Annotated in this window: 9 protein-coding genes and 1 pseudogene; 6 read left to right on the top strand and 4 right to left on the bottom strand. The window is 69.2% G+C overall.

The genetic code is table 11. The annotated features are described in order from the left end of the window. Nucleotides 1-39: 39 nt before the first annotated feature. Together PV679_RS18920 and recQ are read left to right on the top strand one after the other, a co-directional pair. Entirely contained in the window at nt 40-252 is a 213-nt protein-coding gene (locus tag PV679_RS18920; RefSeq protein WP_319681477.1) for an EF-hand domain-containing protein, read from the top strand. Between the two features lie 318 nt (nt 253-570). Beyond that, the gene (gene recQ / locus PV679_RS18925) at nt 571-2,427 is read left to right on the top strand and encodes a DNA helicase RecQ (RefSeq protein WP_319681478.1); all 1,857 of its coding nucleotides are present in this window, start codon (nt 571-573) and stop codon (nt 2,425-2,427) included. 44 nt (nt 2,428-2,471) lie between these two features. Here recQ and PV679_RS18930 read toward each other — a convergent pair whose 3' ends face one another. Then, the gene (locus PV679_RS18930) at nt 2,472-3,299 is read right to left on the bottom strand and encodes a helix-turn-helix transcriptional regulator (protein ID WP_319681479.1); all 828 of its coding nucleotides are present in this window, start codon (nt 3,297-3,299) and stop codon (nt 2,472-2,474) included. A 186-nt stretch (nt 3,300-3,485) separates the two neighbouring features. Here PV679_RS18930 and PV679_RS18935 point away from each other — a divergent pair, with 186 nt between their 5' ends. Then, nucleotides 3,486-4,406 carry an SDR family NAD(P)-dependent oxidoreductase gene (locus PV679_RS18935; RefSeq protein ID WP_319681480.1) on the top strand — a complete coding sequence of 307 codons (921 nt, stop codon included), beginning with the start codon at nt 3,486-3,488 and terminating at the stop codon, nt 4,404-4,406. A 64-nt stretch (nt 4,407-4,470) separates the two neighbouring features. On the opposite strand, the gene PV679_RS18940 is transcribed toward PV679_RS18935, so the two are convergent. Both PV679_RS18940 and PV679_RS18945 read right to left on the bottom strand, forming a co-directional pair. Next, complete coding sequence (locus PV679_RS18940) at nt 4,471-5,046, bottom strand: histidine phosphatase family protein (RefSeq protein WP_319681481.1); 576 nt, start codon at nt 5,044-5,046, stop codon at nt 4,471-4,473. 144 nt (nt 5,047-5,190) lie between these two features. Next, the gene (locus PV679_RS18945; RefSeq protein ID WP_319681482.1) at nt 5,191-6,639 is read right to left on the bottom strand and encodes a PLP-dependent aminotransferase family protein; all 1,449 of its coding nucleotides are present in this window, start codon (nt 6,637-6,639) and stop codon (nt 5,191-5,193) included. Between PV679_RS18945 and PV679_RS18950 the strand changes: the two genes are divergently transcribed. Both PV679_RS18950 and PV679_RS18955 read left to right on the top strand, forming a co-directional pair. Further along, complete coding sequence (locus tag PV679_RS18950) at nt 6,638-7,534, top strand: DMT family transporter (RefSeq protein ID WP_319681483.1); 897 nt, start codon at nt 6,638-6,640, stop codon at nt 7,532-7,534. The two genes, PV679_RS18945 and PV679_RS18950, sit on opposite strands and share 2 nt — an antisense overlap. A gap of 269 nt (nt 7,535-7,803) precedes the next feature. Then, nucleotides 7,804-9,888 carry a serine/threonine-protein kinase gene (locus tag PV679_RS18955; RefSeq protein WP_319681484.1) on the top strand — a complete coding sequence of 695 codons (2,085 nt, stop codon included), beginning with the start codon at nt 7,804-7,806 and terminating at the stop codon, nt 9,886-9,888. 436 nt (nt 9,889-10,324) lie between these two features. Here the strand turns inward: PV679_RS18955 and PV679_RS18960 are convergent. Continuing rightward, nucleotides 10,325-10,624, bottom strand: a pseudogene (locus PV679_RS18960) (hypothetical protein); the annotation flags it as partial. A gap of 39 nt (nt 10,625-10,663) precedes the next feature. Between PV679_RS18960 and PV679_RS18965 the strand changes: the two are divergent. After that, on the top strand, nt 10,664-12,280 hold the full coding sequence (locus PV679_RS18965) for a recombinase family protein (protein ID WP_319681485.1): 1,617 nt from the start codon (nt 10,664-10,666) through the stop codon (nt 12,278-12,280). Nucleotides 12,281-13,288 lie beyond the last annotated feature (1,008 nt).

Here is a 13,288-nt window from a genome sequence, read left to right on the forward strand (position 1 = left end):
CGGTGACCGCGTCACCAACGGCACGGCGAGAGGAAAGAGATGGCGGACACCGAATCGCTCAGGGCAGCGTTCGACCAGTTCGATCTTGACAAGGACGGCGCGATCACCGCGGCGGAGTTCCGGAGCGTGATGGCCGGACTGGGCGACAGCACCATGTCGGAGTCCCAGGCCCAGGCAGTGCTCGCCGTCGCCGACACCGACGGCGACGGCCGGATGACCTGGGACGAGTTTCTCGCCCTGCGGAGCCGCTGAACAGGAAGCGAACGTTTCGCGGGCGAGTCCCGCGAGGACGCCGATCGTCAGCGCCTCCGCCGCGATCCGGAGCGGACAACACAGCGCCGGCAGGAACCGCGTCCCGGCCCGCAGTGCGCTCCCCGGCGCCGGGGAGCGCACGTGCCGCGCAGCTCCGAAGCAGCGGGTGGGGCCGCGACGCGGATCGCGCACAGACGAGCCCGTCGCCGCACCATCTCTCCACGGGCTCGCCGGCTCGGTTGGGACGCACGGCCGCTGGCCGGTACCGGATTCCGGATGATCCTGAACGGCGCTCCTGGAGACTCGTAGAATCGGCGGATGAGCGCTCCCGATCCCGACTCCGGCCCCGGCCCCGAGACCAGCGACGCGCTGCGGGTACTGCACCGCGTCTTCGGATACGACTCCTTCCGCGGCAGCCAACAGGAGATCATCGAGCATGTGGTGGCCGGCGGTGACGCGCTGGTGCTCATGCCGACAGGCGGTGGCAAGTCCCTCTGCTACCAGATCCCCGCGCTGGTACGGAAGGGCGTCGGCGTTGTCGTGTCGCCGCTCATCGCGCTCATGCAGGACCAGGTCGACGCGTTGAGGGCACTCGGTGTGCGCGCGGGCTTTCTCAACTCCTCACAGGATCTCGACGAACGGCGCCTGGTGGAGGCCGAGTTCCTCTCCGGTGAGCTGGATCTGCTGTATCTGGCGCCGGAGCGGCTGCGTGTCGAGGCGACCGTACGGCTGCTGGAGCGCGGCACCATCTCGCTGTTCGCCATCGACGAGGCACACTGCGTGGCCCAGTGGGGCCACGACTTCCGCCCCGACTATCTCGCGCTCTCCGCACTGCACGAGCGCTGGCCCGATGTACCGCGGATCGCGCTGACCGCGACCGCCACCGAGGCCACGCACTCGGAGATCGCGTCCCGGCTCAAGCTCCAGGACGCCCGGCATTTCGTGGCGAGCTTCGACCGTCCCAACATCCAGTACCGCATCGCGCCGAAGAACGACCCGAAGCGGCAGTTGCTGCAACTGCTGCGCGCCGAGCACCCCGGCGACGCGGGCATCGTCTACTGCCTCTCCCGCGCGTCCGTGGAGAAGACCGCCGAATTCCTGGTCAAGAACGGAGTCGACGCGCTGCCTTACCACGCGGGGCTCGACGCCCGTACGCGAGCCACGAACCAGTCGCGCTTCCTGCGGGAGGACGGGATGGTGATGGTCGCGACGATCGCGTTCGGCATGGGCATCGACAAGCCGGACGTACGCTTCGTCGCCCATCTCGACCTGCCGAAGTCCGTCGAGGGCTACTACCAGGAAACGGGACGCGCCGGACGGGACGGGCTGCCGTCCACGGCCTGGCTGGCGTACGGGCTCCAGGATGTCGTCCAGCAGCGGAAGATGATCGACACCTCGGAGGGCGACGACGCGCACCGGCGGCGGCTGAGCGCTCATGTCGACGCCATGCTCGCGCTGTGCGAGACCGTCGAATGCCGCCGCGTCGAGCTGCTGGCGTACTTCGGCCAGGAAAGCACCGCGTGCGGCAACTGCGACACCTGTCTGACACCGGCGGAGTCCTGGGACGGCACGGTGCCCGCGCAGAAGCTGCTGTCGACCGTGGTCAGGCTGAAACGCGAGCGCAATCAGAAGTTCGGCGCGGGCCAGATCACCGACATTCTGCTGGGCAGGAAGACGGCCAAGGTGATCCAGTTCGACCATGACGCGCTCAGCGTCTTCGGCATCGGTACGGAGCTGCGCGAGGCAGAGTGGCGCAGCGTGGCCCGGCAACTGCTGGCGCAGGGCCTGATCGCCGTCGAGGGCGATTACGGGACACTGGTCCTCACCGAAGGCAGCGGCGAGGTGCTGGGCGGACGGCGTCCGGTGGTGCTGCGGCGCGAGACGGAGAAGACGGCCGCGCCGGCCCGGGCGGAGAAGACGGCCAAGCAGCGTTCCGCGCCGGTCGATCTGCCGGCGGAGGCCGTGCCGGTCTTCGAGACGCTGCGCGCCTGGCGGGCCGCCACGGCGAAGGAGCAGGGCGTGCCCGCGTATGTCATCTTCCATGACGCGACGCTGCGCCAGATCGCGATCCTGGCGCCGTCGACCCTGGCGGACCTGGGCACGGTGACCGGTGTCGGCGAGAACAAGCTGGCGAAGTACGGCGAGCAGATCCTGGAGACACTCGGTACGGCCTGACCGAGATCATGTCCGCGTCTGTCCAGGGCCTGCGCCGACCGCGCTCAGGCCGACCGCCCGGCGGCGATCGTGGAGAGCAGGGCCAGGCTCTGGGCGGCCGGACTGCCCGGCTCGGCGTGGTAGACGACCAGGAGCTGTCCGTCCGTACCGTTGATGCTCAGTTTCTCGAAGTTGAGTTCCAGCGGCCCCACGCGCGGATGGTTCATCCTGCTGATGCCGCTGGTGCGCGGCCTGACGTCATGACGGGCCCAGAGCCGCCGGAACTCCTCGCTGCGCGCGGACAGTTCCGTGACGAGTTCCGTCAGCCGCGGGTCGTCGGAGTCGGACGTGGCCACGGCACGCAGCGACGCGACGACGGCCGGCGCCGCGTACTCCCAGTCCCGGTGCAGCTCACGTACCCGCGGATCGAGGAAAGTGGCGCGCAGCAGGTTCACACCCTGCGCGTACGGCCCCAGCGCGGTGGCCATGGGATTGGCGGCGAGGACATCCGTATAGCGGCCCTGGACAAAGGCCGGGGTGTCGGTCCAGCTCATCACGAGCTGCCGGATACCGGGCAGCGCGCGTTCCGCGCACGGGCGGCCGGCACGGCGACGCGGCGCGGGCCGCGCGAGCCGGTGCAGATGCGCGGTGGCATCGTCGTCCAGCATGAGCGCGCCGGCCAGCGCGTCGACGACCTGCGCGGAGGGATGCTGGTCCCGGCCCTGTTCGAGGCGGAGGTAGTAGTCGGCGCTGATCCCGGCGAGCAGCGCCAGCTCCTCGCGCCGCAGGCCGGGTACGCGTCGGCGACCGCCGCCCGGCAGACCCACGTCCTCGGGACGCACGAGTTCGCGCCGGGCCCGCAGGTATGCGCCGAGGTGAGTACTGGTGACCATGGCTCCACGCTAAGGGCTGTCCCGTCATCCCCGGCGGGCGCGACGGGCACACCGAGCCTGGTCCTGGCACTCCCAGGATCACGGGGGCGCTGGCTGCCGCCCGGCGCCGCCCGCACAGTGAAGGACAGGAGCGCTGAGAGCTCACGAGTACGAAGCAGACACGCAGCGAGTAAGGAAGTCCGGTCCATGTCACTTGTCACCACCCAGTTCGGATTCACGTCCACCGCGGACGAGGTGGCCGCCGGTATCGATCTGTCCGGCCGGCGTGCCGTCGTCACGGGCGGAGCCTCGGGGATCGGCGTCGAGACGGCCAGGTCCCTGGCGGCGGCGGGCGCCGAGGTCACGCTCGCGGTACGTAACGCGGAGGCCGGAGAGAAGACCGCCGCCGACATCACCTCGACCACCGGAAAGGCCGTACGGGTCGCTCCGCTGGACCTGTCCGACCTCGCGTCGGTCGAGGCGTTCACCGCCGCCTGGAGCGGACCACTGCACATCCTGGTCAACAACGCCGGGATCATGGCCTCTCCGGAAGAGCACACCTCGGACGGGTGGGAGCTCCAGTTCGCCACCAACCACCTCGGCCACTTCGCGCTGGCGACCGGGCTGTATCCGGCGCTGGCCGCGGCGCGTGGCGCGCGCGTCGTCTCGGTGAGTTCGTCGGCGCATCTGCTGTCGCCGGTGATCTTCGACGATCCGCACTTCGCCTTCCGTCCGTACGAGCCGTGGGCGGCGTACGGCCAGTCCAAGACGGCCAACATCCTCTTCGCCGTGGAGGCAACGCGCCGCTGGGCGGCGGACGGCATCACCGCCAACGCCCTCAACCCCGGTGCCATCGCCACCAATCTGCAGCGCCATGTCGGCAACCGTCTGGCCACTCCGCCGGAGCTCCGGAAGACCACCCAGCAGGGCGCCGCGACCTCCGTGCTGCTGGCCACGGCCCCGGCGCTGGACGGCATCGGCGGCCGCTACTTCAACGACTGCGCCGAAGCGCCGACGGTCAGCCGTCGCTCCGGGGACTACCAGGGCGTGGCCCCCTATGCCCTCGATCCGGCGAACGCGGAGCGGCTCTGGGAGACCTCGCTGCGCCTGACCAGCCGGAACAGATAGCCGTGTGGCGGATCCCGGCGCATGTCCGGTCGTGGCGCGGGCGCCACGTACGGAACAAAGCGGTTCAGGCGCCCGCGCCGAGGAGCAGCGTCCAGTGGCCTGGGCCGCCGGTCAGGGTGAGGGCCGACAGCGGGCGGACATCCACGTACCAGTACGTCCGGGGCGGCGCCTTCAGCGCGTAGACCAGTGCCGCTCGTACGACGGCCGGTTCGGCGACCGCGACGATGGCGTTGATGTCCTGGGCGGGACGGGTGTCCAGCCAGCCTCCTATGCGGGAGATGAAGGCCAGCAGGGGCTCGCCGCCGTGCGGGGCGGAGCGCGGATCGGCCAGCCAGGCGTCGACGGCGGCCGGTTCGCGGGCCGCGACCTCGGCGAGGGTGAAACCGCGCCAGCGGCCCATGTCGCAGTCGCGCAGGGCCGGCTGGACGAGCGGCGCGAAGCCCAGGGCATCGCCGGTGGTGCGGCTGCGCAGCGTCGGCGAGCAGTAGCGGATGTCGGCGGCGGACAGTGGAATCAGGGCGTGGGCGACAAGCTGCATCTCGTGCCAGCCGGCCTGGTCGAGGGGACGGTCGTCGTCGAAGCGCTCGTCGAACAGGTCCGAGCTGCGCGCGGCGGCGACCAACGTGACCCGAACACTCATGGCCGAGATCGTGGATCCGAAAGCCCAGCGGGTCAAGAGGTGCCCGGCGGCCGCCGGTGAAACGGTTGGCAAAGCGGTCCGGCCCGCGCTCCCGCGGGCGGCCACGTTCGCCGGCCGCGGGGCCGCCGGCCGCCGTGGCGCGTTTCAGCCGCCGGCCCGGCCGAGCACCTCGTCGCACGCCGTACGGAGCCGCCGCACACCCTCGGTGATCTCCGCCGGACCCGCCACGGCCGCGAAGCTCAGCCGCAGATGGGCGGCGGGCGGCTCCGCGCTGAAGTACGGGCGGCCGGGCGCGACCGCGACACCCGCGCGCAGTGCGGCGGAGACGACGGCGGCCTCGTCGGTGCCGTCCGGGAGACGGGCCCAGAGGTGGTAGCCGCCGGCCGGGATGTGCGGGACGGACAGCTCGGGCAGTTCGGTGCGCACCGCGGTGACCAGGATGTCCCTGCGGGACTTCAGCGCGGCGGAGACGGAGCGCAGATGGCGGTTCCAGGCGGCGGAGCCGACCAGTTCCAGGGCTGCCTCCTGCAAGGGACGCGGCACGAAGAAGGAGTCGACGACCTGGATGGCACGGAGCCGCTCAAGCACCGGACCGCGTGCCACGAGCCCGCCGACGCGCAGGCTCGGTGAGGTCGGTTTGGTGAGCGAGCAGACATGGACGACGACACCGTCCGGATGGTCGGCGGCGAGCGGCGGGAGCAACGGGCCCGCGTCCTCGTGCACCATCCGCCGCGCGAAGTCGTCCTCGACGACAAAGGCCCCGGCGGCGCGGGCGATGCGCAGTACCTCCGGCCGGCGGGCCGCGGAGAGCACGGCGCCGGTCGGGTTCTGAAAGAGCGGCTGGCAGACGAAGACCCGTGCGCCGGTCGCCCGGAAGGCGGCTTCGAGCAGGTCGGGCCGGACGCCGTCGGAGTCCACCGGCACGGGAACCGGCCGTATCCCGGCGGCGCGGGCGATGGCCAGCATCCCCGGATAGGTGGGCGATTCGACAAGAACGGGCGCGCCGGGCGGAGCGAGCGCCCGCAGCGCGGTGGCCAGCGCGTTCTGGCCGCCGGCCGTGACAAGGACCTCGGCGGCCGTGCAGCCGTCCCCGATCCCTCGGGCGAACCATTCGCGCAGCTCGGGCAGGCCGTCGGTGGGCGGCCTGCCCCAGGCGCCCGGCCGGCGGCCCGCCCGTGCCAGGGCCGCCGCCATCGCCTGTTCCGGCTGGAGCGACGGGTGCAGATAGCCGCCGTTGAATTCGATGACGCCGGGTGGCGGCGCCGCGAGCGTGACCAGGACGCCGGAGGCGTCGACGGCGCGCGGTACGGGTTCGGTGGCCGCGTCGGCGCTGAGGCTGACCTCCTGCCAGGAGGTGTCGCCGGCCGGCGCGGGCTCCGGCCTGGCCCGCGCGCGGAAGGCGCCGGCGCCAGGACGCGTGACAAGGAGCCCTTCCGCGCTGAGCCGGGCGAGGGCGCGCGAGACGGTCACCGGCGAGACTCGATAACGCTCGACCAGCGCTCGACTCGATGGCAGCTTTCCACCTGGTGGATAGCGGTCCAGCTCGCGTCGCAGAGAATTCGCCAGCTCTCCCACGCTGCTACGCTCATGCATGACAGCACAGGATAGCGCTACTCCAGCTCCTTCGATAACGGTCAGCGGCGGCACTCTCCTCGCCGCGCTCGGCGTCGTCGCCTTCTCGCTCACCTTCCCGTCCACCGTGTGGGGCCTGGAGAGTTTCGGTCCCTGGTCCCTCGTCGCCGTCCGCGGCGCACTGGCCGCGCTGATCGCGGCCGGTTTTCTGCTGGCTCTGCGCGTCCCGGTCCCGGAGCGCCGCCACTGGGGCGGGCTGGTGGTGGTCGGCGGCGGGGTCGTGGTGGGCTTTCCGCTGCTGACGACGCTGGCGCTGGAGAGCTCCAGCACGTCGCACGCGGCGGTGGTGGTCGGGCTGCTGCCGCTGACCACGGCCGCCTTCGCCGCCGTCCGTACCGGCCGCCGTCCCTCCCGTACCTTCTGGCTGGCCGCTCTCGCCGGCGCCGCGGTCGTGATCGCCTTCGCCGTCCAGCAGAGCGGCGGCGCACTCTCCACCGGCGATCTGTATCTCTTCGGCGCGCTGCTGGTGTGCGCGGCGGGCTATACGGAAGGCGGCCGGCTGGCCCGGACCATGCCCGGCTGGCAGGTGATCGGCTGGGCCCTGATCGGCTGTCTGCCGCTCTCGGTGGCGGGCGCCGCGGTGGCCCTCTCCTTCGAACCGGTCCGGCTCACGGCCCACGGTGTGATCGGGCTCGTATGGGTGGCGGCGGGCTCGACCTTCTTCGGCCTGTACGTCTGGTACCGGGGCATGGCCCTGATCGGTATCGCGAAGGCCAGTCAGCTTCAACTGGCCCAGCCGGTCATCACTCTGGTCTGGTCGGTACTCCTGCTCGGCGAGCACCTCACGGCCGCCGCCCCGATCGCGGCCGTGGCGGTGCTCGTCTGCATCGCGGTCACCCAGCGGACCGCCGACTGACCGCTCGCCCCCGCGCGTCCGGCACACCGTCCGGCAAGCACGGCTACTTCACCCCGGCGGGCGCCCGTACCCGGTAGTGGTCCGCCACCACTCTGGTCATCGCGCCGATCGGATCGCCGCCATACTCCCCGAACGGGTGAGCGATGGGGCACCATGGGCTCCGGGGGCAGAGGCGTTTTCAACGCTCACGCCTACAGCCCTGCTGCGCGCCCGACCGGGCCTGCCAGGCGGGGCATCGAGCGAAGAACATGGCGGGTGGGGGATTGACCATGCAGGCGCTCGGTCCTGACGATCCAAGGGCCGTCGGCGACTATGAGCTGACGGCCAGGCTCGGAGAAGGAGGGATGGGCCGGGTCTACCAGGGCCGGTCCCCGGGCGGACGCCTGGTCGCCGTCAAAATCGCACGGCCGGAGCTCGCGGCCGATCCCGGATTCCGCTCGCGGTTCCGCAGCGAGGTGGTGGCGGCACGGCGTGTCGGCGGCTTCCACACCGCACAGGTCGTCGATGCAGACCCGGACGCCGATCCGCCGTGGATGGTCACCGCGTATGTACCGGGGCGAACCCTGGACGGAGTGATCGTCGAAAACGGGCCGATGGACGGCGCGGAATTACGGGCACTGGGAGCCGCTCTGGCGGAGGCGCTGCTCACCATCCACCGATGCGACCTGGTGCACCGCGACCTGAAGCCGTCCAACATCATCATGTCCGACGACGGTCCGCGGGTCCTCGACTTCGGTATCGCGCGGGCACTCAATGAGACCCGGCTGACCAGCACGAACCTGGTCATCGGCACGCCGGGGTTCCTCGCGCCCGAACAGATCGAGGGCGGCACGATCGGACCCGCGTGCGACATCTTCGCGCTCGGCGCGGTGCTGGTCCACGCCGCCGGCGGCCGGGCTTTCGGCGAGGGCAGCCACATGGGGCTGATGTATCGAGCGGTTCACGACGAGCCCGACCTGGCCGCTGTGCCGGGCTCCTTGCGCCCCCTGGTCGCCGAGTGCCTCGCGAAGGATCCGGAGGGCAGACCGACGGCGGCACAGTTGCTGAGGGCGCTGGCATCGGCGGCCGGCGACCCGGGCTCGCAGGTGCCACCGCACACCTCGTTTGAGGCCGATACCGCGCCGTCGCCGGGGGTCGCCCCGACCGCGCCCGCCACAGTCCAGGCTCGCCGGGCCCCGGCGGAACCGCCCACCCAGCCGCCCGCACGCACCACCGCACTGCGTGCGGTGACCTTCGGCGTGCCCTGGACAGTCCGACTGCCCATGCTGCTCTTCACGCTCGCTGTTTGCTGCGTGTTGAGCCTGCCTCTGTTCCTCCTCGACAGCAACGACGAGCTGACGGGATTCGCCTGGCTCCTGCTGGTGCCACCGCTTTGTCTTCTGCCGCTCATCGCGGCCCTGCTGACGCACACCCGGAGCACCGTCCGGCTGGACACCACGGACGTGACGATCACCAGAGTCTCGCTGCGCGGCACGAAGAGGGACCGCATCCCGTGGGAGGACATCGCCGCTCTCGAAGCAACCGCGGGCGACGGGCGCATCGCCACGCTGCGTCTCGCGCTGTTCGACAACGCGCCCTTGCCGGCCGGCGCGGTACATGACCCCGTACTGGGACCGACCCTGTACCAGGGCCTGCCGAATCGCGTCGTCGGCGTCGAACCGGCCGGAGCGCTGGCCCGGCCGGCGTCCTCCGACCCCCGCGCGGTGGCACGTGTGGTCCTGGACGCCGTACGGCACTTCGCACCCGAGACCCTCCTGGACGAGGCGACCACCGGGGCCGGCACCGCACCGCATCCGGACGGCACCGGGCGGGCACCCGCCTCTCTGGAGATCATCCTGCCCGTCGGCCGTCGCTTGGCGGCCGCCGTGGGATGGCTGCTGCCGGCGGGGTTCTGTGGTTGGATTGCGTACCTCGTCTGGAGCGGCAACGGCCCGGAGGACCCCGCGATGTTCGTGATCGCCGTCGCGGCGTCCGTCGCTCCCTTCTTCTGTGTGGCCAGGATCGTGAACGGCCCCACCGCCTACGGATACACCGTTACTTTCGACGCCGAAGGCATCAGCGTCCGCAGCGCGGACAAGGTCGGCACGGGCTCCAGGACGCAGGTGATCCCGTGGCGCGATGTCTCCGCCCTCAGCAAGACCCAGGGGGAAGCCGGGTTCAACTTCGCCATCCACGTCCAGGTGAAGCAGGGCATGCCCCTCCCGATCCCTCAGTCGGGCCTGGTGCCCAAGGAGCCCGACCGCATACTGCTCACGATTCCCGTCCCGCTGAAGATGACGGAGGAGCTTCAGCGCAGCCGGATCGTCGCCGCAGTCCGGCAGTTCGCCCCCGGCGTCCACACCGACTACCTCTGACGACGGCGACTGGAGCACGCGGCTCTGCGTTTCGTGGCGGCCGGTTTCTTCGGTTTCAGGCGGTGTTCGTGGCCGCCCGGGATCGGGGTGGGCCTCGAATCCTCCGGGTGGGACGTAGTGGGGGGGCGGAGTACAGGCGTGCGGTGTCGTACCGGTCGACCCACCGGACGACGGCGCGTCCGACCTGGTCAGCGTCGCGCCTCGTCGAGCGGGAGGTCGGTGCGCATGTGCGTGGCGAGCTGCCATCGGACGATCACTCGTGCAGATCACCCGAAGCCCGATCGACACCGCCAAGGGCCCGGCCGACTGGTTCACGGAGCGCGCACGATGATCCTCGTGCGCATCGACCACGAAGGTGCGGAGGGTAGGGCCGCCTCGCACTCCTCCTGTTGAAGCTTGGCCAGAACCGCAGCCATCACCTCGTAGGTGTGCACCATTATCCCTTTCGCCGGTAGCGCTCAGCAATCATGGTCATTGCCCCCAGGGGATCGCTGGCGACCTCCTTCGCCGCGAAGTAAATATTTCCCTTCACCTCCGGGTACCTCGCGCAGAGGTCGAGATGCCTGGACAGCTCGGCCGGGTCCTGCCAGGCGGCGGGCTGCGCCCGGTCTCCGGCCTTGTGGAGAGCCTCGCCGATGTAGAGGTCGACGCCTGTCCCGCGTACGACACCGTCCCACCAGCGCACCAGCTTCGCGTAGTCGGCCGCGGGAAAGCCGATGTTCCAGTAGAGCTGCGGGAAGCTCTACTCCTTGGCACAACCTGCTAGCCTCTGGCCATGACTACCGAGCTGACGACGCCTCCGATCGTGGGCGTCACGTGGAGTGCCGCTGAATTGGCGGAACTTGAAGAGCTCCAGAGAATCAATGCGTCCCTCCCCGAGGAAGCCCCGAGAGCTCTGCTCTCTGTCCGTCTGTCTATTCTCACGGACGACACCACCTCCCCCATTCGGCAGGAACTCGATCTATGGCGTGAAGCGAATCACGACAGGGTTCGTGTCGTCGGAGTGGCCCGGGACCTGAATGTGTCTGCAACCAAGGTTCCGCCGTGGAAGCGCAAGTCTCTTGGAGATTGGCTCAACAACCGATCCCCAGAGTTTGACGTGCTCTACTTCTGGAAGCTCGACCGATTCGTACGGCGGATTTTGGATCTCCAGGTAGTCATTGAGTGGTGCCAAAGGCTCCACAAGAATCTCAAGTCCCTCAATGACCCCATAGACCTGTCCAGCCAGGTCGGGAAGATCATGGTCTCTCTCATTGCCGGTATGGCGGAGATCGAAGCAGCCAACATCGGCATCCGGGTCTCTTCCCTCTGGCAGTACGCCAAGACTCAGGAAACGTGGCTCGTCGGTGCTCCGGTCTACGGCTACAAGACGGAGCGGATGACGGACAGCAAGAACACGCTTGTCTTTCACCCCGAGCGGTACAAGATCCTGCGCCACGTGATTAACGCATTGCTCCGGGAGAGGCCCTCATCGGTCTACCGCCTGTGCATGGTCCTCAACCGTGCAGGCATACCCGGCCCGAACGGAGGTCTCTGGCACGGAACTTCCCTGCGGATCATCCTCCGGAACCCCGCCCTCATGGGCGTGCGGACCGAGATGAACCCCAACCCGGACAGGAACAAGCGATCTCAGATCGTGTTGGGCACGAACGGCAAGCCGCTCATCGTTGGACCTCCAATCTCCCCCCAAGAGGAGTGGGAGCAGCTGCAGAAGGTGTTGGACGCGCAAGCTGCTCGGCGTGTGAACTCAAGGCCGTGGACTAGAGGCTCCACACAGTTCCTCGGCGTCATCGTTTGCCACACCTGCGGCGGCAACTACACGAAGCGCACCAGCCTCACCAAGGGGATTAAATACTTCTACCTCCGCTGTCGGGTGTGCAAGAGCGCCGGGGAGAACCCTGAGCAGATATACGGTGCTCTTGTCGAGACGGTTCTCGAGGAGCTGGGTGACCAACCCGTTGAGTACCGGGAGTACGCCCGTGGTGAGAGCGTACGGAAGAGGCTGCGGGAGGTTGAGGCTGGCCTCGCTCATTACATGACGGAATTGGCCCCCGGAGGCAAGTTCGCCGTGGGTGGCTTCGTGCAGGAGACAGCAGAGAAGACATTCAACTCGCTCATGACCGAGATGGCCGGCATCGACCCTGACAGCGCCAAGGACCGGTGGGTCCTGACACACGGAGGGCGGACCTACAAGGAGCAGTGGGAAACCGGGGGGGTCGAGGAAATGACCAATGATCTTCTGCGGGCAGGAATCAGGTTCTCCATCAGGCGCGTGGCGCAGACCAACAGCGACGGTGAAGAGGTACAGGAGACGGTTGGCGAACTCCTCATCCCTGACGACGTGAAAGAGCGCCTGGCCATCCGCGAGGACCAGTTTGTTCAGCAGTTCTGAGCATGAAATAAGGCCCCGGCCTGGGTGGCCGGGGGGCGTTTGCTATCAGTTCTTCTCTCGTACCAGCGTCTTGTTTCCGTCTGAGTCCACTCGGTAGACGTACACCTTCATGCCTGGCTTCTCCTCGGCTTCAGGCAAAGGATCTTGGCGTCGTAGTCGGTCTCGGTGCGCCAGACGGCGCGGCGGGACCGTTCGATCGAAACCCCATTACGTCACTCTCCATCCGCTGAGGCGCCCTTGCGGCTCAGCGCCGGGCACCATGCTCATCTGGGCAGCAGAGGACGGGCGGTTCTCCCAAACACGACTCGATCCACTGCGTCCGCTACAGCTCCACCGCCAAGCGCAGCCGAATGCGAACTCCTCAATGGTCGCGACGATCGCCGGTTTGGCTAACCGGCGATCGTGGCCTATATTGCGCGCCGCAGCAGATGAGTCCGACAGCTTCTCGGGCGGTCAGGACGCCAGCCGGTATGAGCGCAGGGCTGGGGTCGCGCTGTCCGTAACGAGCACCAGCAGACCGTCATCAGGAAGGCGGTCAAGATTTCGCGCTGCGACACGCTCTGGCGCCCCAATGGCACGTGCCACGTGCCGAGTTGCAGCTCCGGGGTGCGCCGCAACGTGAGCGAGGACGGCCCGGTCGCGGCGATAGCCGTGTTGCACCAGATCCTCGCCGAACAGGCCGGCCGCGCGACGCAAACACACATCCCGGTGGACACAGCGCCGTAGTCCCCCACCGCCTGGCCGGACCAAGTTCGGTGCGCTGAGCGCAAACAGGACGGGGAAAGTAATAGCGCGTGCCGGGGCCGAGGTTGAGGCAGAGGCGTCGGCGTCCCTCATGGCGCCGTGTGTACGGGAGCCGGTCGAAGTTGTCGACGTGCAGGCCGATGCGGAGCTGGGTGGTGGGGTCTTCCGTGAAGTTTCCCCGTGATCATGGACACGTTTCCGTTATGCCGCGAGGGCCTGTCCCTGCTGGTAGCGCAGGCGTGTTTCGTGGGGCGTGAGGTAGCC

It is taken from the genome of Streptomyces sp. AK02-01A (assembly GCF_033795305.1).
Lineage (GTDB): Bacteria > Actinomycetota > Actinomycetes > Streptomycetales > Streptomycetaceae > Streptomyces.